The 20,951-nt window shown below is 57.4% G+C and carries 13 protein-coding genes; 2 read left to right on the top strand and 11 right to left on the bottom strand.

What is annotated here, in order from left to right; translation table 11 throughout:
* Positions 1–4: 4 nt before the first annotated feature.
* The 5 genes from FHW17_RS19520 to FHW17_RS19540 form a co-directional block, all read right to left on the bottom strand.
* The gene (locus FHW17_RS19520) at positions 5–5,452 is read right to left on the bottom strand and encodes an ATP-binding protein (protein ID WP_182510620.1); all 5,448 of its coding nucleotides are present in this window, start codon (positions 5,450–5,452) and stop codon (positions 5–7) included.
* Complete coding sequence (locus FHW17_RS19525; RefSeq protein WP_182510621.1) at positions 5,449–6,951, bottom strand: hypothetical protein; 1,503 nt, start codon at positions 6,949–6,951, stop codon at positions 5,449–5,451. Before FHW17_RS19525 ends, FHW17_RS19520 begins: the two co-directional genes overlap by 4 nt.
* The gene (locus FHW17_RS19530) at positions 6,948–8,381 is read right to left on the bottom strand and encodes a hypothetical protein (RefSeq protein ID WP_246706919.1); all 1,434 of its coding nucleotides are present in this window, start codon (positions 8,379–8,381) and stop codon (positions 6,948–6,950) included. Before FHW17_RS19530 ends, FHW17_RS19525 begins: the two co-directional genes overlap by 4 nt.
* A gap of 677 nt (positions 8,382–9,058) precedes the next feature.
* Positions 9,059–10,384 carry a DNA cytosine methyltransferase gene (locus tag FHW17_RS19535; protein WP_182510622.1) on the bottom strand — a complete coding sequence of 442 codons (1,326 nt, stop codon included), beginning with the start codon at positions 10,382–10,384 and terminating at the stop codon, positions 9,059–9,061.
* Positions 10,385–10,938: 554 nt separating this feature from the next.
* Entirely contained in the window at positions 10,939–13,911 is a 2,973-nt protein-coding gene (locus tag FHW17_RS19540; protein WP_182510623.1) for a Tn3 family transposase, read from the bottom strand.
* Positions 13,912–13,952: 41 nt separating this feature from the next.
* Here FHW17_RS19540 and FHW17_RS19545 point away from each other — a divergent pair, with 41 nt between their 5' ends.
* On the top strand, positions 13,953–14,654 hold the full coding sequence (locus FHW17_RS19545; protein ID WP_113095715.1) for a recombinase family protein: 702 nt from the start codon (positions 13,953–13,955) through the stop codon (positions 14,652–14,654).
* 483 nt (positions 14,655–15,137) lie between these two features.
* On the opposite strand, the gene FHW17_RS19550 is transcribed toward FHW17_RS19545, so the two are convergent.
* Positions 15,138–15,440, bottom strand: a complete 303-nt coding sequence (locus FHW17_RS19550) for a hypothetical protein (RefSeq protein ID WP_162730182.1) — start codon at positions 15,438–15,440, stop codon at positions 15,138–15,140.
* Positions 15,441–15,876: 436 nt separating this feature from the next.
* On the bottom strand, positions 15,877–16,272 hold the full coding sequence (locus FHW17_RS19555; protein WP_113095719.1) for a RidA family protein: 396 nt from the start codon (positions 16,270–16,272) through the stop codon (positions 15,877–15,879).
* Positions 16,273–16,309: 37 nt separating this feature from the next.
* Between FHW17_RS19555 and FHW17_RS25390 the strand changes: the two genes are divergently transcribed.
* A complete protein-coding gene (locus FHW17_RS25390) occupies positions 16,310–16,558 on the top strand; it encodes a Tn3 family transposase (RefSeq protein WP_113095720.1) in 249 nt (82 codons plus the stop codon).
* 249 nt (positions 16,559–16,807) lie between these two features.
* On the opposite strand, the gene ugpC is transcribed toward FHW17_RS25390, so the two are convergent.
* From ugpC to FHW17_RS19580, 4 genes are all read right to left on the bottom strand, one after another.
* Complete coding sequence (ugpC, locus tag FHW17_RS19565) at positions 16,808–17,881, bottom strand: sn-glycerol-3-phosphate ABC transporter ATP-binding protein UgpC (RefSeq protein ID WP_113095721.1); 1,074 nt, start codon at positions 17,879–17,881, stop codon at positions 16,808–16,810.
* Positions 17,882–17,889: 8 nt separating this feature from the next.
* Positions 17,890–18,702, bottom strand: a complete 813-nt coding sequence (locus FHW17_RS19570) for a carbohydrate ABC transporter permease (protein WP_227988549.1) — start codon at positions 18,700–18,702, stop codon at positions 17,890–17,892.
* Between the two features lie 11 nt (positions 18,703–18,713).
* On the bottom strand, positions 18,714–19,616 hold the full coding sequence (locus FHW17_RS19575) for a sugar ABC transporter permease (RefSeq protein ID WP_113095722.1): 903 nt from the start codon (positions 19,614–19,616) through the stop codon (positions 18,714–18,716).
* Between the two features lie 66 nt (positions 19,617–19,682).
* Positions 19,683–20,894, bottom strand: a complete 1,212-nt coding sequence (locus FHW17_RS19580; RefSeq protein ID WP_113095723.1) for a sugar ABC transporter substrate-binding protein — start codon at positions 20,892–20,894, stop codon at positions 19,683–19,685.
* Positions 20,895–20,951 lie beyond the last annotated feature (57 nt).

Below are 20,951 nucleotides of genomic sequence, written 5' to 3' on the forward strand. Positions count from 1 at the left end.
CTTGCTAATTTCTTTCTCTGATAAACTCGAAAAATGGCAATCCTCGGATGACCTCGCCGGGCACGTCGAACGACTTGTACAGGCATTGATGGTTTTGGAGTGACTTCACGCGTTCGGCAAGCTCGGCAACCGACCCCGTCAAGCCAAGCGCCGAGAGCTCGGCCGGCGTGACGTTGGGCACCTTGTGGATGAACCAAGTGAGCAGTGGATCGCGGTAGTCGGTCGAATTCACCTTGAAGTGTCGAAGATATTGCGACGCAAGGATGATCCCCGTGCCAAACTCTCGTCCCTGCAGCAGAAGCTTGCGGAGGACGTCAAACTCATAGCGCATGATGTTGTCGGCTTCGTCGACGAGAAGGTATGAATCGATCGCGCGCAGTTGTGGATCTGTCCCGATAAACGGACGCTTCTGGGTACGGAGCATGTTCTCGTAGAACAGGTTCAGCATGACAGCGACGAGCATGTTCTTGCTCCTGTCGTCCTGCCCGAGCGCATCGAGCGAAACGACGACCACGCCATCAAGGAACTCGTCCAGAGGGACAGTGTCGCGAGTGCTTCGCGCGAATACCTCCATGTCAACTAGATCGTCGATGATCGCCATGATTGAATCAGACTTCCCGTCGAGCATCTCGGCATAGGCTGCGTGGACATCGTAGAGCGTCGGTGGCTGGCCAGGCAGCGATGCCTCGTAGGCCGAACGGATCGCCCTCTTGAGCTTGTCACGCTGGACCGGGCCGATACCCGAGTAGATCTTGTCCAATACGTCCGCAAAGAAGCGATACCTGTGTAGCCACGGGGCGGTCGTCGGCTCCATCGTGCTCGTATCGAAGAGATTTATCGGCAATCGCTCGGGCCTTACGACGCGTGCGCCGGTGGCCTCGACGAAGTCGGCACTGCTGTAGTCGCGCTTGTAATCGAAGATCAGGAAACGGGGCCGTACCCCGCGGTTCGTTTCGGCAGCCGCGGAAATCTGCAAGATGAGCGACTTAAGGAGCTGTGTCTTGCCCGTACCAAGATCGCCGACTACCCCCATGTTGAGATGGTTGAGGCGGGTGTCGGCAATGTTAAGGCTCAACTCACGGGACGTGAAGCCATCGACCGTGCGCCCCAAGGCAAGCACGATGCCCTCCTCACCCGTCGCCGCGACATCAACCGGGGTCGTGCCCCGCGAAGTAGGGACGTCGGCTACCGGTTCCGCCTCTCCGACCGGCATCGCACTCCCGGCTACGCGGCTTCCCGACTTCGCCTCGTCGTTGCCAGCGTCCCCGATGGCGCTACGCACCCCGTCGACGACCGGTGGCAGGAGCGACCAATTCCCAAGCTTCAGCCGGACGCTATCATAGAATGCGGCCGGATCCCCGGCAACGATCCTGCCCGCATCCTCGGCGCCAATGACGATCGTTTCATCGAAGCCATCGCCGTCGCGGTCGCCAGCACTGCTCCTAGCGCTTTCATCGATGACGACGAGGCGCCCGTTTGGATCGATGGTTACCGGGCACTCTTCGGCGAGGACCGCCGCCGCGATCCGTTCGTGGAACGACGACCATTGCCCTTGGTCGACGACGTCTGGATGCTGGCTATAGACCCTCATGCCGAACCCTGTGAAGGACAAAAGTAAGTGCTGGAACGCCAGCGACCACAAGCGAGGCTGCCCTTCATGCGGTCGCATAGACGACAGTAGCCGGGACATGTTCCTCGCTTGGTCAAGTGCATCGGCAACCTCGGTCGCGGGGAACGTTGAGCCGGGGCGGCACTTTACCTCGACAGGTGTCAGGTGAATGCGGACGACATCCCCCGAAATCCTGACGCCGACCACCAGGAGGTCGGGCCGCGACAGTGAGGTCTCCTTACCCTTTCTCAGGGTCCGGCCAAGATCGGACAGGTATCCCCTGAACGGATCGACCGGGACGATGATCGCAAGTTCGGCGTCCTCCGCGGTTCCACCGATCACCGGGAGAAGGCTATGGCCATCGCCGCTTTTACGAAACCTATCCTGCAGCAAGCGTACCGCGAGGAAAAGGCCAAGGTCGCCCGTGGCACCTGAGTCGTCGCCGGCCAATCCCCTAATCGTCGGGATGCCGCGGCGCGCAACTTCTAGCAAGACCTCGTGGACGCTTGCCGGCTCCATGCCGCCGCAACCAGGCAATCGCGCGAGCGCTTTCGAAAGTGCCTCTCGATCGGCATCCTTCACGCGCGAAAGGAGATAGTATCCATTCGTGTCGCCAGCCCTGTGCGAATATGAAGGCAGGTCGTAGTCCCATAGATAGGCGCCTTCCAGCCATCCCCCAAGGAAGCAAGCAGGATCGATGGCCGAGGACGACACGGCCACGAAATCCGACTTGCGCCGTTCCAGCATATCATGGATGGCGTTCACGTTCGGTGCGAAGCTTAGTCCGGTGCGGACCGCGCCAAGGTTCTCCATCGTTGCGACGCAGTTGGAAATCTTGTCTGCCAGCAGGTCTCCAGACGCGGCACCGGGCGATCCCTGCCGGGATTCACTGATGAAAGCACCAGGCAACTGCCGCCGCACGCGATGCCTCACCAACGCGGCATGACCGAGCGGCGTCTTGTTGTCGACACGGCCTGCTTCCGGTTCCGACATGTCGAGCTGTGCGATAATCCCAAGGTCGGGGATCACGCCGGCGGGTTGGCCGTCGAACCAGCGCACCCTATTGCCGGTGTCCTCCGAGAGATTGGCAATTCGAGCGGCGTCCGGGCGAGCGGCCACGTCTCGATCGTCATAGACGTTGACGAGTCGAACGCCCGTCGATTGGCGAGGGGGCCGGCTTTCTGCCCCCAAGTAGCGATCGGAGCACCAACCAATGAGCCCTTCGTTGCAGGCGTCGGTAGTCCCGCCGGCGCTTGTCACCGATATCCCGACGACGGGCTTGGCCGCCAGTAGGTCGGTCACGTCGTCGAGCGCGCGGCTAACCTGCGCCGCGCTGAAGCCTACCGAAATTCCGCCAACCGAAATACCAAACCCAGGGCCGAACGGCGCTTGCCGCGAGCGGCTTGCCAGGTTGCGAAGTTGCTGGCCGTTCCAGAGGACCGACCAATAGTCAGTCCCATTCTCGACCGCGACGAAATCAACATGGTCGATTCCCGAGGCAGAGCGGAGTGCCATTTGCAGGATGTCGGGGATGCAATCCGGATCGAGGACGCTTGCGGCGGGACACGGCTTTTCTGCCTCGTCGGCTTCGACGAGAACGCGCTGCGCCGCGGCCTGCCAAGCTATCCGGAGCGGATGGAGTGGCGAAAGCAAGATTGCGTCGGGAACCCGTGCAAGCGTGCGACCGTCCTGTTGGAGGGACGTAACTGCAACGACATCGACCCAGCAGGCAACATCCGGTTCCGCTGCAAGCCAGGACTGGTAGCAGCCGAGATAGCGCTCGACGAGTTCGCGGAAGCCATCGTCGGCCGCGAGCCACTTTCCGAGTGGGGCCGATTCGACGAGCCCGGTCTCGTCGCCACCACCCCGGATGCGCGCGGCAAGGGCTTCGCGGGCCTCGACGAATCCGTCCGGAGGACTGAATTCGGTCGCCATCGGCCGTGGATCTTTTATGAACCTCCCATTAGAGAAGATGGGGCCGTGTTGCTCGCTCCAGCTCGGTTGCACCCAGCAATCGACGTAGTCCTCGGCCATGACGGTTGGCACATAGGAGAGCGAGGCAAGGTCTGCCGACAACATCCAGTCCTGGAGGCTCGACGCGCGCGCGTTCCGATTGAGTTGCACGATCGCGCGCGCCTCTGATGGCTGGATCGCCCGGCGGTTGGCACGGATTAGCCGCTCGAACTCGCTTCGGCAACCATTTTGCTCGGTCTCCTCGATCGACAGGAAGACCCTGCAGGTTTCCTGGGCCATGGAGCCATCTGTGTCCCGGCGTTCGAACGCTAGGTCAAGCTGGTAGTTTCCATCGACTTCGACTTCGATCTGGAATTGCCGGGGGCGAACCTGTCGGACTGGTAGCGTCGCCGAGGCATCCCCGCGCTCGGCTGCGTCGTCTGGATTGCCCGCGGCCTCGTCGCCAAGTTCGACTTGAGGCGAGCAGAAGACCAGCAGCTCGTACCTGCCTGCTCCGGGAAGTTGCAAGCTAGCCTCGAATTCCGGAGAACCCTTGCCCTTGCGACGCTTGGGAGGTGAGAGCTTGGTGGCGAGCCGGCAGGCCACGAATATCCCCGGGGACCAAGTGGCCAGCGAGACAATCTTGATGGCACCCGGCTTGAAGTGCTCGGCCGATGCGACGTATCGCATCGGCGTGCGGTGCTGGGGAGGCAGGTGATCCACGAAGGCGCGATTGCTGTCTGCCCGCACCTGGCCAACTTGCTTGCCTTGGGGACCACCCGGCGTACGCTCGATCGTCACCAAGGCATCCGAGGCGTCGGGGCCTGCGGTTTCGAATTGGAGGGCGACCTCGGATTCGACGAGCACTGGCATGCCCTTGCCAAGTGGTATAATCCCGTTGGAGCAAACCATGCTTATGTCGCCGGTCGCCGTTGCGTCTTCGTCGAGCAGCTCGGTCCACTTCTCGACCGTCAGCGACAGCCACCACGACGGGGTAGTGTCCTGAAGCCTCAGCCCCCTGCTAGGCCCGTAATAGGCCGCTGGTGCTCGCTCGAATGCAGTGGGCCGGTCGCAAGCCGCCTTAAGGCTGGAGAGAAAGTCGCCGAGCCATGCGGCCTCCGCGTCGGTTGCTCCGTCTTGCGCCCTTGCCACCCCGGAATTGAACCCCTCGCCGAGCGCATCGGCGATCTTGTCAAGGGCGACGAGCTGGTCCCGCGGGGAAATTCCGCCCTCGCGCATCGGCGGCACGCCGCAGGCGAGGCTAACCTTGGTCGCTGGAGACAGCCCATCGCCACTTGGACCTGCTGAGTAGAGCCGCGACACGATGCGCCAGGCCGCCGCCCTCTGCGTCCGTTCTTCGTCGACCTCGTCCGCGGCCGCTGAAGCGTGTGCCACGAGCGCCAAGCCCGCGTCGCGCGCTGCGTCCGAGAGACCGGAATGCCTCAGGCCGCCGGATACCAGCTCCTGGAGAAACTCGTCGGCCCACCAGTCCTCGAAGGCAACGTTGCCGCCATTGTTGGCCGACAACATCCCGAATTCGTCCGTCGTGCTGGACACGGACTTGTTGCTATGGTGCCCGGGTGGCACCAAGGCGATGTAGCTTGGCTTGAACGGCGAGTTGCGCAGGTTAAGCAGGTGGGTCTGGTCGCAACGCCCTGAAACTCCGATCGGCGGGTTTGCCTGCCCGTCGGGAAGGGCTGGCACTTGCAGCATGACCGGCACGAGGGGAGCCCCGCTTCCTTGGGCCTCCACCACGATGGAAAACGTTTCCTCCAGGATCTCCAGGGGCGGGCCATGGAATATCAGCCGGACCTCGCCGGTGGCGTTGGACGCGAGTTGGTCGATCCTGGCCATCACGATGGAAGCGAGGGCGGCGGCAAGTTGGTTCATGGGCGAGCTTCCGGGAACGGCGAGACGAGAAGCATGCCGCTTTCCGCGTCGGGGCTGTCGAGGACTAGGCCGAGCATCCTTAGCTGGTGGCCCAGATCGTTATCCGGGATATCCCGGTGGTCGACGGAGATCCCATATTGCTGGAGGTGCTGGGAAAGCCGCCTCACCGATCGTGGACCCGACGTCCCGGACAAGGAGCAATGGACAAGTGCCAGGACTGCGACGGGCCCAAGCGCGACGACCCATGGGCTCGAGCTTGCGGAACTTTTCTTCCGAAGCACGTAGCCTTGGTCGTATCCGCGCAATATATCGCTTGCAGCTTGTCGCTGGCCGAGGACATGCCGCGCGAACTCCATAATGTTCGAGCCGATCCCCTTGCGACAAAGGATTGCCCGATTCTCCCGCTCTTGTACTTCGTCCACAATCGCGAGCACGTCTAGTGCGCGAAGCTCACTGGAACGCGCCCTCGCCGCGTCGCAAAGCGCCAGAAGCTGGACTGCACTCCCTAATGAGGCAATTGGGTGTCCTATTTCCTCGAGGCCCCAGAGGACCGCGTTGATCCCAAGCCTTGCCTGGAGAAAGGCCGATGCGCGGTCCTTGATAGTCGGCAATGCGCGATCGCCGTAGGAAAGATAGGAAAAAGCCTTCGGGAATAAGGCCGAGCGTGCCTCGGATTCCGTGCGGGGGCCAGCACCCGAAATCGCTTGCCGCAAGCAAGACCACATACGACCGTGCAACTCCGACAACCACACGACGTGCGAGACCGTACCAATCCGCAATATCGATTCCAGTAGGCTCGTCCATTGCCGTCGCGTCATGGATCCCTTTGCGCCGATAATCGCGGTCAGGTCATGGGTGAATTGGCGTGCAGGATAGGCAAGCCCAACGCGATCCTCGGGGGCCATGGATGCCAATTCATCGACATCCTCCTGGCCCCACGTCGCAGTGGGGCCCCACGCGGTCATTTCCTGCTCGAGGAAACGGGCAAAGATGTCGTCGTCACGCGCGACCGACAATGCGCGGAAAAGATTCTTCCAGTTTTGCTGCGCGGCCTCGTGGCTTGGCGATCCCAGCCAGATCATCCGGCGCACGAGGGTGCCCGCTGACCAGGGGTTGCCCGCCAGCCGTGCAGAGCCGGAGAAAACCACCGCTTGCGGGACAAGTGGCGTGATCTGCAAGAAGCGCTTCGACGACTGGTTTGGAAGCTTGGGGCTCTCAAGCGCCGAATGCAGCATCATGTGGAAGGAGTCAGGGTCCAGGGCAGCGCCATCGCGGTCGCGCCGGCGATTGCGAAACTTCTGTATTTCCCTGTCGAGGTCACGGCCATTCTGGGGTACCCTACTTTCCGCCACCCCTGGAAAACCAGAAACTCGGTAGAGGGACGATAGGATGACCTCCGAGCTCGCATATTCGGGGGCCGGCGCCATGGCGAGAGGGGATCCGGAATAGGCACGATGCGACGTCTTCCAAGGATCCTCGCGAAACTTTGCAAGCGTCATCGGCTAGGTCCCTCGCGGCGGGCGGCAAATCCCCTTCGCCGCTCCTCGACCACCACCCCGCCCGACCCGATGCGGATGATTGCCCGGTCTAGGATGTCGCGATCGCGCACGATGGGCCCGGAAAGCCTAGCCTTGGCGGTATCGAGCAATGCTAGCACCGTGCGCGGCAAGGATGCGATGGACATGCCGCGTTCAAGCTCCCTCACGGCCTTGAACAAGTCATAGGTCAAGGCGATGGGCTGGGATGACTTGCCCGTTCCCACTTGCAGGAATGCGATTGGATTGCGGGGACGCGCCACGGGATCCTCGTCGAGGGGCTTGACCTGCCGAGCCGGCACGACCAGCGTCGCCCTTTGCATTGGGGGTGGGAGTGGCTGGCCAAACGTCGTCGTCAGCGAAATCTCGAAATCCTGGTTGGTGTTCAGGAGCTTCTCGACCTCGCGCGCAACGTCGTAAAGGTCGCTTCCTGCATCGTCTTCGACGACCGCCTGGAAATCGGCAAGGATACCCGCGTCCAGGACGGTCGCGGTCCGCGTTCCCAAGGTCCTGCGCACGAGGCGGCATGCAAAGTCCCGGGCGAGCCGCTGGACGCGGCTGGCGGCCTGCGGCCGCTTCCTCCGGATGGCACTGCTTGACAAAAGCGTATCGAGCGCCGCTAGGCGCTCAAGAAGCTCCAGTTCAGTCCTCGACAACACCTGCGCCTTGCGCACGTAGTCAAGCCCCTCCGCGACGGATCGACTGAACCGCGCGTCGATGTCGCGAAGCCACCAAATCGTCCGCTGCGTCGCTCGCACTTCCGTATCGGGATTTGCAAGCGCAGGGTCCATTATGTCGACCACCCCCTCAAGCGAGGGCGCGATCATGGCTGGCAAGTACTTTATGCGCCGAGAGGCGAGAAACCAATGGAGGCCCATGGCGGTGTTGTGGTCGGCAAGCCCAAGCTCCTTGAGGTCGCGCAACAGGGACGGGCCCGCCTCTCGGTCGAAACGATGGAACAGGGCATGCTGGTACTGCGCCGCAACGAGTTGGAACAAGGCGGAGGAGGTTTGCCGCGATACTTTCCCCCCGCGCCGCGCGATATCATCTTGCTCGACCAATCGGGCCGCCCATCGACACGGATCAATGCCTTCATCAATGGCAGAGCCATGGTTGCCGGCGAGAAGGTACGAAATGACGGAAAAAAGGTCACGGAAACTCCATCGCTTTCCACTGGCGACTTCGTGCCATCGCAGGATCTTGAGCACGGACGATAGCTCGCGCTCATGGGAAAGGAGCCGGCGACTGTGACAAAATGGGCAAGCCGGCCCCGCCGCACAGGCATCGGTGGCCGCCCACTTCGCCGGGTCCAGCGCAATCTCGAAGAGCGCCGATGCAGGCGATGGCCCACCCTTGGCCGGGGCGACGAGCAGTGACCGACATCCATTGGCCATACGGCGACGTCCGGGAAACCGGGTAGGGGCCAACACGGGGGTGCGTTCGGGAACAGGCCGACGGCACGCGCGACCGCCTCGAGAAGTCTGCGTGCGTTTTCGTCGCCGGTGTCTATGGCCTCGATCAGCGCGTCGTCCAGCACCCCGCGGTTCACGCAGCATAGATATGCGCCGCCCGCGCGGGTGGCGCTCGACAATTCATCCAGCAACATCTGGGAGGCAGCACGAGTGCCATCCGTGACCACCGATGCATCCTGGACAATCGATAAGAATCCCCGCGCGGCGGCGCTTGGCAGCGTGTCAAGATCTATCTTGACCACGCGTGGGACCAGACCATCCGAGGGAGAAAAGGCTTGGCGCAGGAGGTCGACAAGGCCGGAGTTAAGACCGAGTGCACCATCGAGCCACCGGACCGTCGATTCGATCGCCTCCGTCTTGCCATTGCCGGGACCGCCTACGAGCAAGATGATCCGTGGGGTTCCCTTTACGCCGCGGGCGTAATCGACTGTCCATTCCGCGAGGCGATCGAGCAAGTTTGTCTTGAACACGACAGCCCCCGGGCGACCGCTTTCCTCGTCGAACAGGCGCCTGACGCCGCCTGCCTTGTGTCCTGCCCAGTCCAGCAATCTTGCGGGAAATGGCGCGCTAGAACCCACCTCGGTCATGACATTCCCCAACTAGGCCGTTGCTGCAACGGACACTTGGGCATGGACTCCCGCCGAGCCTGCCGTTGCTGCTGCAATTTCGACGAGCAACGCGTGCAATGCCTTTCCAATCGCGCGCGCCATCAACGGTGGAACGGCGTTTCCCACTTGGGTGTAGCGCGGGCACTCCTTGGTTCGGCGGTCACCCCCCGTCGTGTACTTGCCCTTGAACTCGAACCAATCCGGAAAGGATTGGAGGCGAGCGGATTCCCGAACGGTTAAGATCCGCGGTTCCGAATAATGGAGGATATCGTCGGGCAGCGTCGTGACCGTCGGCGCCGGGTCTGTGGCGGACATTGGAAAGATTCGATGCTTCTTGAGTCCATACGAACTACGGGTGGCGTCGTCCATTCTCACACCCTTGCGGCATTGCGAGATGATATGTTGGAAACGCTGTCGCACGTCGTCGCGGTGCCGCGCGAGCCGCATGCTATCCATCCCGGCGAGGCAATCTGCATGCATGAGCCGTTGATAGCGCGTGCGCGGGCCACCATAGGCAACTTCGTGAAATCCACCGCGGGACGCTGGATCGTCGCAGTCGACAAGCGACGAGGTCGAAATCGCGAGATCCGATATCGCCTGCTCAGCGCTGACTGGTCGTTTCAGCCCCAGTTCGCGAAGCTGCTCCATTCCCGCCTGTTGGAGCAAGGCGAATGCGCGAGATGGCCCGCCATCTACAAGGCGCACCAAGTCCTTTCGGATACCCATCGCGATCAGCCTCGAGCGCCGTTGGGGAACCCCGAAGCCAACCGCATCCACCAATTTCCCCTCCATCGCATAGCCCGCCGCCTCGAGACTCGCAACGAGCCGCTCGTAGAACGACTGGCGACGAGGTTCGTCGTGGCCCTGGAGCAGGTCGATGACCTTGCCGCGGTGATGCAGGACTTTCATCCCGGGGACGTTTTCGAGCACGAGCAGCTTGGGCCGAATGGCCTTTACTACCTCCACGTACTTCTCGAATAGGAGATTGCGGGGATCGTCTTCTTGTCGCCTGCCTGCAAAACTAAAACCTTGGCATGGAGGTCCGCCCGCAAGCACGTCGACCGATCCCTTGAGGCGCTTAAGGTCAGCCTTATGGCACTCAAGCAAGTCGTCAATCGCCCAAGCTTTCCTCTCAAGCCACGCTGGCCATTCGAATGCACCCGCAGGGCAGTGGTTGCCGAGGAAGTTGGCGGCGAAGGTCTCAAAAGCCATGGGGTCGCGCTCAATTGCGAAACGACCCGAAAGGCCAGCCATTGCAAGACCAAGGGAAAGGCCACCGCAACCGGAGAAAAGATCTGCGAAGCTAAATTGGCTCATTTCTCTCAGTATCCCGCATGCAACCCCGAATCTGTGATATCGTAGACCGGCGATTGAAACTTGTCTTTAAATTTATCAGCTTAATTACCACTAAAGACTGTAGGAGCCGCAGTCTTAAGACTTGGGTCAGGGCGATGACGAGGATCGAAATAAAGTTAGCTGGTGGCTACGCTGTAAGAGAACTAACTTTTTCAAGCGTGGCCAATCTCGCGGCATAGGCGCACAATCAGCGACCACTAGCGTCCTAGCGGACACGCCGAATCAGAAGAAACGGATAACGCAATGCGTAGCTCGCTCATCCCGCCAACGGCCTGATTCCATAATCAGCTTATCGACGTCGCCGGCAGTTGTTTAAATATGTACGCCATTCTTCCAGCCGTTCCATCCTCGTCCCAGTCGAGGTTGTAGAGCAGCGGATTTTTCCGAGGCATCGCACGGCGGGGCCGATTTGCATTCTCGGTTGCCGCGTGGGATCGGGCCAGCGCATCAATGGCGGCGAATTCGGCGTCAATCGCGCTTACACGGGGTAGGTTGAGGATACGTGTAAAAAGTTGCTACACGGATAATTCAAATGGCAACGGCTTTGGATTCAGTGGCGGTGGGACTTCATCCATATCGAGAGTGAGTTTACCAAAGCGGCGAATGTGCTCTCGCGAATAAGGGCTTATGGATGCTGCGAGTTCCGGCGTGACGGGATGGCCGTCTACAGCCATATCAGCCATTACCTCGGTCAAGTCAGTGACATTGGATAACATGATCGTGTTGGCGATGAGGCTGGCATATTTGAGTTGTTTTTCCTGTTCGACCGGATCGCCGCTTTTGATAACTGGTCCGCCGAACGTAATCCAGTCGAGGAAATCATTGTAGGACTCGATTTTGGTCGTTTCGGCACGAATGGTGTGCCGAGTCTCTGGGTCGGAGATATAGCGCAGCAGGAACAGGGTGCGCTCGACGCGACCAAGCTCGCTGAAGGCACGGCACAGGCGGTTTTTGCGATTGTACGATCCAAGCTTTCGCAATAGCATCGATGGTAAGACCAGCCCCGCCTGAATGGAAAGAACCACCTGCATCATGTCCTGCCAATGCGTGATGATCAGCTTCCAATCGATATCCGCAGTGAAGAGTGTATCGATGTGGCGGTAGCGGATGGATTTGTCCGGTCGGCAAAACGCAACATCATGCCAGTTGCGGATGCGCGGCATCAGCATGATACCAAGCAGCCTGGCCAAACCGAACACGGGTTCGCTTTGACCTTGTGTGTCGGCATGCAACGTATCTGGCTGGATATCAGAATTGTTTTTCAAGAGACCGTCGAGAATGTGAACAGCCTCCCAGACGCCGCAGGAAATGAAACTGGTAAACAGGGCGATATAGTTGTTGGCAATGTGATGGTAGGCAATACCACCATAGCCGCCGTAACGAATATGGGTGGATCCTAGAAGATTGTTCTCGCGCAGCGGCACGTGCGTGCCGTCAGCAATGGCGGCATCTCCGGCACCCCAGACCTTTGGCAGCGCAAAGCGGGCATATTCACCAATGACATCGCTCATCGCAGCCTCGAGTTTGCCGGCATCGATGTGCTGGGCATTGATCCGCCGCAGTGCTTGTGCCGAAGCGATATCGGAAGCGTGCTTTGCCGCCTGGCTTGGACCAAGATTGCAGCCGTAACCGAAGACAGTAAACAGATAACGCCGGACAGCGTGAGCCATCTTGGTATCAGCACCAGATGGCGGCCCGAAATGGCGTGTATATCGAGACCAGTGTTCTGTGTATTTGAGGATATCAAGCAGGTGCCGTTCGGGCATGCGCTTACGGATTTCATCCACAAATGCTTTCTGACCGGCAAGTTGTTTGGCTGCAGGCAACTTCTTCAGATGGGGTGTGCCCTTGGCATCGATAGACAACTGGGAGTTGGTTGGAAAGGCCGCGTCAACTTCTGCTGCCAATTTCGTCAATTGTTCCTTCATCATGGCGGCAAAAGCCTCTCCGCTCTGCGGTATGGAAAGATTTTCGCAATAAGCAGGCAGCCGCTTCTGGCATTCGGACCAAGGCAGGAGTTGCGTGCGGTAATCGTCGTAGCTTTCAGCGCCGACTACGTAGAGATCACCTGCCTGCAGGGCATCCGCCAAATAGATGAAGACGCAAACCTCAAGGGCGCGGCGATCATAGGTTCTTTTGCCCGAACGGTTTTTGACAATGAAATTCTGCCACCGTTTCGAAGCAAAACTCAGATCGATCGGTCCGGTGAGTTTATCCCGACGGGCCGCTCGATGTTCTTTTATGACCATCAAAGCCTGCAGCAAGCTCTGATCTTGTGTCGCCGATCCTATATCCATCAGGTCCAGCAATTGGAAAAGAGCACTGCGCGTGTTGGCATGGATAGGCCAGAGCAACGGCAAATCGTTGCCGTTATGGTATGCAGTCACGGTTTGGCATTGTTCGGCCAAAGCTTCGACACCGCCGCGATCTTCCAGAAGACGCCGGATGTTACTGCCGAACTCGGCGTCGGTGTCATATTCCGTTGCAGTCTCGACAATGCTTCCAAGGATGGCGATAAGTGCTTCTTCCATTGGACGATGCTGGTCGTGCAATTCTTCGAGCTTTTCTTTCGCCGCAGCCCTTGTACGCCTGACGCGGCGGATGAACATCTCAATCAGCTCATCGCGGCATCGGGCCCGCGTTTGCCGGATCAGACAGAGCAACAAGGTGTGTCGTTTACCAAGCTGAACGATATCCAGAAGGTCACTCACCTCAAGCGTGGCGGCTTCGCTTGCGAATTGGCGCTGTTTGGTGTGGGCAATGTCCTTCAGAATTGTATCTCGACTGATCAGGCTATCCAACCATCGAAGCCGATCAGCCCACAGTTTGATCGCCGCAAACGTCGTGGGTCTAGGTGCTTGTTTGAGCCGATTGAACGGTGTCGTTATCATATCAGGCGGGACAACCAACAAGTTATCCAGCGCCGCCATGTCCACGACCGTGAGGTTCTGTGCGACCTGATCATAAATCTGCTCATGCACTTCCGCCCGCAGATGGTTGACCAGACGGTCCAGAGTGCTGAAAGCAGGCAGATCTATCTTGGCTTCCTTCAGTGCTTCAATGGCGCGATTGATGAGATCGGCCGGGTCACTCATGGTTTTGGCAGCGAAAAGGACGGTATCTTTGACGAGTGCTTCACCTATATCACCATAGGCAGTGGCGTTGATGTGATCGCGGACGGCAATCCTGTAATGATAAAGCGTCGTCTTTCGTCGTGCTTCATCCAGCAACGCGACGGGCTTTTGGAAGGCAAGCTGCGATGCCAGATATTCTACAATATAAGCATGGACATCGGACAGTATCGGAAAGTACCCGATATCCCCCCGCACCTTCAGCATCGTTGCCAAGGTCAGTCGTCCCGCATCATTGCGGGCAGAGATACCGATAAAATCACGTTCAGTTTCAGAGAGCGCATATCGCGACGTCAACTCGTCAAAGGTCGGCCGCGCTGCAGGGCGCGGATAGGCGGTACGGTCTATGGCTGTCATTTGGGTGTCCGGAAAAGGCTGCGCCGAATGGGATTTGTAAAATGAATGATTTGAATGGGTTAGGGCATAGCGATTCAGTGTCCGCTAAGGAACACATTTCAGGACGGAATCTCCGCGTCATCCTGCCGCAGAAAATGCGCACGGCGCTTTACCTGCGTGTCTCAACCGCGGATCAGAACCCCGACCTGCAACATGATGGCTTGCGCGATTATGCGGAACGGGCCGGTCTTATTATCGTGGGCGAATATCTTGACGTCGCGGTGTCAGGCCGCCGCGAAGGTCGGCCACAACTCAATGCTCTAATGACCAGTACGCGCAACCTAGAGATCGACAATGTTCTGGTCTGGAAGTTCGATCGCTTTGCCCGTTCGACCAAGCATCTCCCGACAGCCCTTGAGGAGTTCAATCATCTTGGCATCCGCTTTATCAGCGTCCAGGATCAGATCGATATGGCGAGTCCCATGGGCAAAGCCATGTTCACCATCATCAGCGCCATGGCCGAACTTGAATCATCCTTGATCAGCGAGCGCGTTACTGCCGGCATGCAAGCTGCCAAATCTCGCGGCAAGCATCTGGGTCGGCCATCACTCCCACACTATGTCATCGATGAAATTGAACAGCTGGCAGCATCGACTGATCTCAGCGTGCGGAAAATTCATGAGAAGGTAGCAGGAAAAGCTAGCCGCAGTGTTGTCGGTGAGATTGTCAAACGTATCCGAGCTGATCGCAGCAAAGTTCTGTAGCAACTTTTTACACGTATCCTCAACCTACCCCTAGAAGGTTTTGCGCATTGTCGTCTCTCTCCGATTGAAGTTTGAGACACGACAAGGAGGGCAAATTTTTAAAAATTGTCAATTGGCCTTTATGAAACACGAGATGTAATCAGCGATGACGTACCGTTAGCTCACAGGTTTGAGCAATTGGCCTTAGATCGATGGGCTACCAACCAGCGGTTCGAAGCACTATTGGTATCAATTCTGCGCAATACTCCACTACTACATCCATCAGTGCTACCCGAAGGTGGCAGTCAGTTCGTCGGCGTTCGGCACTGTTCGTCAAACCCTAAGATATCTGTAATTTCAATTGGTTCTCGCAATGGCAGAAGCGGATGAATGCCCCCTCTGACAGCGTCCCTTACTTTTGGACGTTGTTGGTTCTTCATCAAACTCTTGATCTGAATCTCAATGTCCGGATCTGCACTGCCCGGGAGGATTAACGACAAGTCGTCATTCAGCGCAACAATGCTCTTCCATATACAAAGTTATATCATCCCTCACGTACTCAATAGAAACAGAGTCGAGATATTCGCAGAAGCGCCATTCATCCACGTAGGCGGAGTTGCCGAAATTGTCGTGCATTTCAATGACTATTTTTGGCTTCGGTCCCTGACGTATGAAGCGCAATCCAATTCCATGTTTGTTAAATCTCCACGTCTCGCCTTTCGCCGTCAGCTCGCCAAATCGGGGAAAATTCAGAAGATATTTAAAATCCTCGGCGTTAGGAAAGCTGTCTACGAAAGCTTCAAGCAAGCCACGCTACAGCGTGGTGAATTCTGTGATGTGATGTTTTAGATTATCCAATGGGCCCCACCCCAAGCTCGCAAGACGTACCGATACCATTGATTGAAGTGCCTCGAAAAATTGAATAGAGCCCAAGCAGTATTGCGATTGCTGGCAGAGAGAAAAATACAACTCCGATTACCACGAAGATTGTGAGCCCGTGGCATTCCCAAACATTGAAGGGGTGCGTCGCAAAGTTTTCATCTCTACGCATTTGTGTCAAAGTCTCGTCGTTAGCTGAAGGAAATTGAAGACAGCCTTTTGTCCCACCGAAAACTTTGCGATACAGCCATCTCTTGTTCCCAGCATCTAAACGAAACCCAGCCAGAAATTCCACTTGTACCGCCTCTCCGCTTTTTCCGAGCCATCTCTCCGCGACGGATGCTCAATTGTTGTTTCGGTACGGTCAATCAATTATGGCGATCGCGTCAACTTCAATCAGATAGCTGGGGGACAGGCTTGCTACGCCAAGCACCACGTCTGCTGGCTTGTGATTTCCGAACAACGCTATTCGGGCCTGTTCAATAATCGGCAAACACTTGTCGCGTTCGTAGTTGGCAACGTAGATTGTAATCTTGGTGACCTGCGCCGGCCGCGCATCGGCAGCATCAAGTGCACGGCCGAGATTGGCAAATACCTGGTGCGCTTGAGTTGCGAAATCACCAGCGCCTACAAGATTGCCATGTATGTCTTCAGGCTCCTGGCCCGAGACGAATACCATCTTGCTTCCCCTCGCAACGACGACCTGAGTGTACGTTTGCGGGGTAGGCAGATCCTTGGGATTGATGCATTCGAGAGGCATTGATGAAGTCTCCTGCTATGGTTCACCAACATTCTAAATGTTTCTAGCGCCAGATGTATACGGTTCGAATCGCGGCGTAGTAACGTTTATTGACCGATTTGGAGCAGTTCTTGTCGCCGCCCCAAAATACGCCAGTCTTGTCGCCAACGCGATCATGCTTTCAAATGTACCTGATCAAACAGAAGTGTTGGCAAGCATGGATGCGGATCGCCATCGCGTCACGCCGGAATATGCCGCAGCGCTCAGCCCATACACCCGAAAGCATATCCGGCGGTTCGGAAAGTAGGAGCTCGACATGAATTATTTGCCAGAACCGCTCGTCCCCAAGAATTTGCCATTCGAGTTGACCTTGTGACAACTTTTTACACGTACTTTGAATCTACCCGTGTACGGCCTAGATGGTACGCGACAGAGCGGCCAATGAGGCCCCCTCCGATGATGGCCACGCGCCTGAGTTGGAAAAGCTTTTGCCTTAACAAAAATGGCAGCAAGATGCCCGCCCACGGTAATCAGCTGTCTTGCGCACTCCAGATTATCAACGAATGGCACGTTCCGTTTCAGCGTCGAACAGATGAACATTGTTTGGCGAGATATAGAGGATGATCTCGCTGTCTCTCCCGACACCGGGCCGACCACTATGGGCGGCAACGACCTGCTGCGATGCAACGGATGCGGTGACAAATGTCATGCTGCCAGTGGATTCGACGGCTTCCACGATAACCTTGATCGCGAGATCTCCCGGGCCGCCCAAAAATGCAAGATGCTCGGGACGCAAACCGGCCAGCAACCGCGCATCGGGAACCAGCTTCCGGCCAAGCGGCAACGATTGGCTCGGGTCCTTCTCAAGTACAAGTCTGCCCCCCTCAGGACTGACGGTGACTGGCACAAAATTCATCGCGGGTGAACCGATGAAGCCAGCGACGAACTTGTTTGTAGGGCGGTCGTAGAGTTCGAGTGGGCTGCCCTGCTGTTCGATCACTCCGGCACGCATAACCACAATATGGTCGGCCATCGTCATGGCTTCGACCTGATCGTGCGTCACATACACCGACGTTGCTTTCAAACGTTCATGCAACTTGCGGATCTCGCTGCGCATATGAACCCGCAGTGCTGCGTCAAGGTTGGACAGAGGCTCATCAAAGAGAAATACTTTTGGATTGCGGACGATAGCACGGCCCATGGCAACACGCTGGCGCTGACCACCGGAGAGGGCTTTTGGCAACCGGTCAAGCAGCGCACCGAGACCAAGTGTTTCCGCCGCGACGCGTGTTCTGTCTGCGATCTCCTGTTTGGGACGTCGCTTCAGGCGCATCGAATAGTTCATATTATGCTCGACATCCATATGCGGATAGAGCGCATAGGACTGGAAGACCATAGCCACGTCCCGCTCGCGCGGCGGTTTGTTGACCACGCTTTCTCCGGCAATGCGCAAATCTCCCGAACTTGTCTTCTCAAGCCCGGCAAGGGTGCGCAGCAAAGTGGATTTGCCGCAGCCCGAGGGCCCCACCAGCGCGACAAACGCGCCCTGCTCGATAGCAATGTTGATATCTTTGAGCGCATGAAATCCGCCATAATGCTTGTTCAGGTGGTCGATTTCGATCTGAAGCATGGTTCACCTCATTTCAGCGCGCCAGCGGTAAGTCCGCTGACGATGCGCCGTTGCAGCAGCATGAATACGAAAAGGATGGGCGTTACGTAGATCGCCGCATAGGTCATGATCCCGTTCCAGTCGCTGGCATCTGGCCCCATGAATGTTTGCAAGCCGACCGTTGCTACCTGCAATTCATTCTTTGCAATCAACGACCGGGCATAAACATACTCGCCGAAGGATTGCAGGAAGATCAGCACTGATGTGACAAGGATACCGTTACGCGCCAGAGGCAGCATGATGTTGAAGAACGCCCCGATGCGCGATGAACCATCGACAAGCGCTGCATCCTCCAACTCGCGCGGTACCTGCACAAAGGTGGCCCGGCACAGGACAATATAGAGCGGCAGCATTTTGGCGGTTTGCGCCAGAATGACCGCGACGCGCGGGCTTGCCAGAAGACCGACTTGATTGAACATGACAAAGATCGGCGTCACCATCAGTGATGAAGGCAGTACCTGCATCATGAGGATGGCAAAAAGAGCCATATCCATCCAGATATTACGCACGCGGGAGAGGACATAGGCGCATCCCGTTCCCATGAATGTGACGAGAATGGTAACGCCAACCGCAATCAGCAGCGAATTCCAGATATACCGACCCATGCCGCGGCTCTGCCACACACCGACAAAACTCCATTGCGGATCAGTTGGCCAGAATGTTGGCGGATACTGAAAAATCTCCGAGCTGCCTTTGAAGGCCGTGAGATACATCCAGTACAGCGGAAAGAGATAGACCGCCGTAAACACAAGGCCAATCGCGAGGAGAATGTAACGTTTCACCGACTCTCTCCTCAATAGCTGTGTTCATGACGGGTGGAACGGACATAGACGGCGGCAACAATGATCACGAAGAGGATCATCATGACCGAAACCGCGCTCCCCAGCGATATTTCATAAGTCTGGAAGGACAATTGCCATGACCAGTATTGCGCGACGTTCGAACTATCGGCCGGCCCACCTTGGGTCAGAGCGGCGATGAGATCAAATTGCTGCAGGGTGAAGATTACCCCCAGCGAAATGACGGCGCCGAGTTGGGCACGCATGAGTGGCAGCGTGATTGACCAGAAGCGTTCGAAGGGCCCAGCGCCGTCAAGTTCCGCCGCCTCATAAACATCACGCGGGATGCTTGCGAGCCCCACGGAAAGCAGGATCATGTTGAAGGGGATACCGAGCCACACATTGGCAATGATCACCGCATAGAGCGCAACACTCGGATCTGACAACCAGAAGACGCGCTCGTCGGCAATACCAAGTGACATCAATACGTAATTGATGACCCCGAAATCCCCGGCAAACAGCCACTTCCAGATCGCGCCCACCACAAGCGCAGGCATAATCCAGCCTGCCAGAAACAGGCCGCGCAGATAGGTGGCGCCGGGAAAGTCCTGCTGGAAGAACAATGCCAGCCCAAAGCCGATCGACAATTGAAAGACAATCGATAGAACCACGAATTTAACCGTGTTCCAAAACACAGCCATAGCAATCGGTTGTGACAGCACATCGTAATAATTCTGCAAGCCGATAAAGGGGCGGTTGAATGATGTGATTGTGAACATGTCTACCGTCTGCAACGACATGATGATGTTGTAGACGATTGGAAATGCGGAAAACGCAATGAGATAAAGCAGGGCCAGTCCGAGCAGCAGAATATCAAAGCCTCTTCCATCCCTGATGGTCCTGATAATGCCCTGCATAGTGCCCTCCCGCGCCATGTGGTTGTTGGTTGCCCTCGCCAACAGAAAGCGAGGGCAACGTGCCATCTACTTTTTCAGAACCACGTCGATCTGCTTCTGCGCTGTTGCCAGAGCCGTTTTTGGATCGCTCTTATGTGTCAGCGCCGACTGAATGGCGGTGTAGATAGCTTTGGAGATTTTGGGCCATTCCGGATGCGGGCCGCGATTGCGCGCATATTTCATGCTCTCTTCAAAGACAGCATAAATGGCCGGTATTTTGGGATTGTTGGACTGGATCTTGGATGCTGGAAGAAAACCAAACCGGTTCCAGACATCAGGCATTTTGCCATAGAGAAATTCGAGCAGGATAAAGGCTTCTTTCGGGTGCTTGCTCGTGGCAAGAATAACGTTATCACCCTCACCAAGAGCAGAAGCGCGTGTCGCACCTTCTTGCGGGATGGGCAGAAGTGCAGCGCGGAAGTCGAACTTCGCTTCCTTAGTCATGCGCGGTAATTCCCAAGGTCCCGAGATAGCCATGCCGGCATTGCCAGCATTGAACGTACCGGTTGAGTCATACTGACCACGGATGAGGGTATCGGGCGAAGCAAGCTTTTCGTCGATTAACTTGCTCCAGAACTCAAGAACTTTCACGCCGCCTGCCGTGTCGACCTTGTTGTAGTCGCCGCCCGCCATCTGCAACCATGGCAGAAACTGGAACGTACCCTCCTCTGTTGCAACAGCCGAGAACGCCATTCCATAAATGTTCTTTGCCGGATCGTTCAGTTTCTTGGCCGCAGCGTAAAGCTCATCCCACGTCTTGGGTGGGTTTTCAGGATCAAGGCCCTTCGCCTTGAACATATCCGCATTGTAGTAGAGTGCCAGCGTGTTGGCGCCGCGCGGAACGCCGTAAATCTTGCCATCCCATGTCACTGATGAAAGCGGACCGGGGAAAACATCCTCCTTCTTGATGACCTTTGATTCCGCCAGCATCGGCGAAAGATCAAGGAGCAAACCACGCGAGGCAAAGAGGGCCACCTCAGGATTGTCGATATAGGTGACATCAGGCGATTCACCTGTCGCTGTGGCACGTGCAAGGTCGTTCACCATATCGCGAAACTGAACGGTTTTAACATTCAGCTTGATATCAGGGTGCGCCTGTTCGAATTCATCCTTTAGAAGATAAATATACTGATCAGGCCGGTCGATGGTCCAGATATCAAGCGTTACCGGCTCGGCGTGAGCCGCAGCGCCAGACAGCATCAGCGTAGCGGCGGCAATCCAATGCGAAATGCGTTTCATAGGCTTCCTCCTCGTGTTGCTCGACACCGGCAGTGCGCTTCTTGGCGGCGCATATTG

It is taken from the genome of Phyllobacterium sp. P30BS-XVII (assembly GCF_014138335.1).
In the GTDB taxonomy this organism is placed as follows: Bacteria; Pseudomonadota; Alphaproteobacteria; order Rhizobiales; family Rhizobiaceae; genus Phyllobacterium; species Phyllobacterium meliloti.

Bases quoted from the DNA above. Each gene is read 5' to 3' on its own strand.
- FHW17_RS19535 (WP_182510622.1), bottom strand. From the start codon at position 10,384: ATGAGCCAATTTAGCTTCGCAGATCTTTTCTCCGGTTGCGGTGGCCTT.
- FHW17_RS25390 (WP_113095720.1), top strand. From the start codon at position 16,310: ATGTTTCTAGCGCCAGATGTATACGGTTCGAATCGCGGCGTAGTAACG.
- FHW17_RS19555 (WP_113095719.1), bottom strand. From the start codon at position 16,272: ATGCCTCTCGAATGCATCAATCCCAAGGATCTGCCTACCCCGCAAACG.
- FHW17_RS19520 (WP_182510620.1), bottom strand. From the start codon at position 5,452: ATGAACCAACTTGCCGCCGCCCTCGCTTCCATCGTGATGGCCAGGATC.
- FHW17_RS19580 (WP_113095723.1), bottom strand. From the start codon at position 20,894: ATGAAACGCATTTCGCATTGGATTGCCGCCGCTACGCTGATGCTGTCT.
- FHW17_RS19530 (WP_246706919.1), bottom strand. From the start codon at position 8,381: ATGGCCAATGGATGTCGGTCACTGCTCGTCGCCCCGGCCAAGGGTGGG.
- FHW17_RS19525 (WP_182510621.1), bottom strand. From the start codon at position 6,951: ATGACGCTTGCAAAGTTTCGCGAGGATCCTTGGAAGACGTCGCATCGT.
- FHW17_RS19540 (WP_182510623.1), bottom strand. From the start codon at position 13,911: ATGACAGCCATAGACCGTACCGCCTATCCGCGCCCTGCAGCGCGGCCG.
- ugpC (WP_113095721.1), bottom strand. From the start codon at position 17,881: ATGCTTCAGATCGAAATCGACCACCTGAACAAGCATTATGGCGGATTT.
- FHW17_RS19575 (WP_113095722.1), bottom strand. From the start codon at position 19,616: ATGCAGGGCATTATCAGGACCATCAGGGATGGAAGAGGCTTTGATATT.
- FHW17_RS19545 (WP_113095715.1), top strand. From the start codon at position 13,953: ATGAATGATTTGAATGGGTTAGGGCATAGCGATTCAGTGTCCGCTAAG.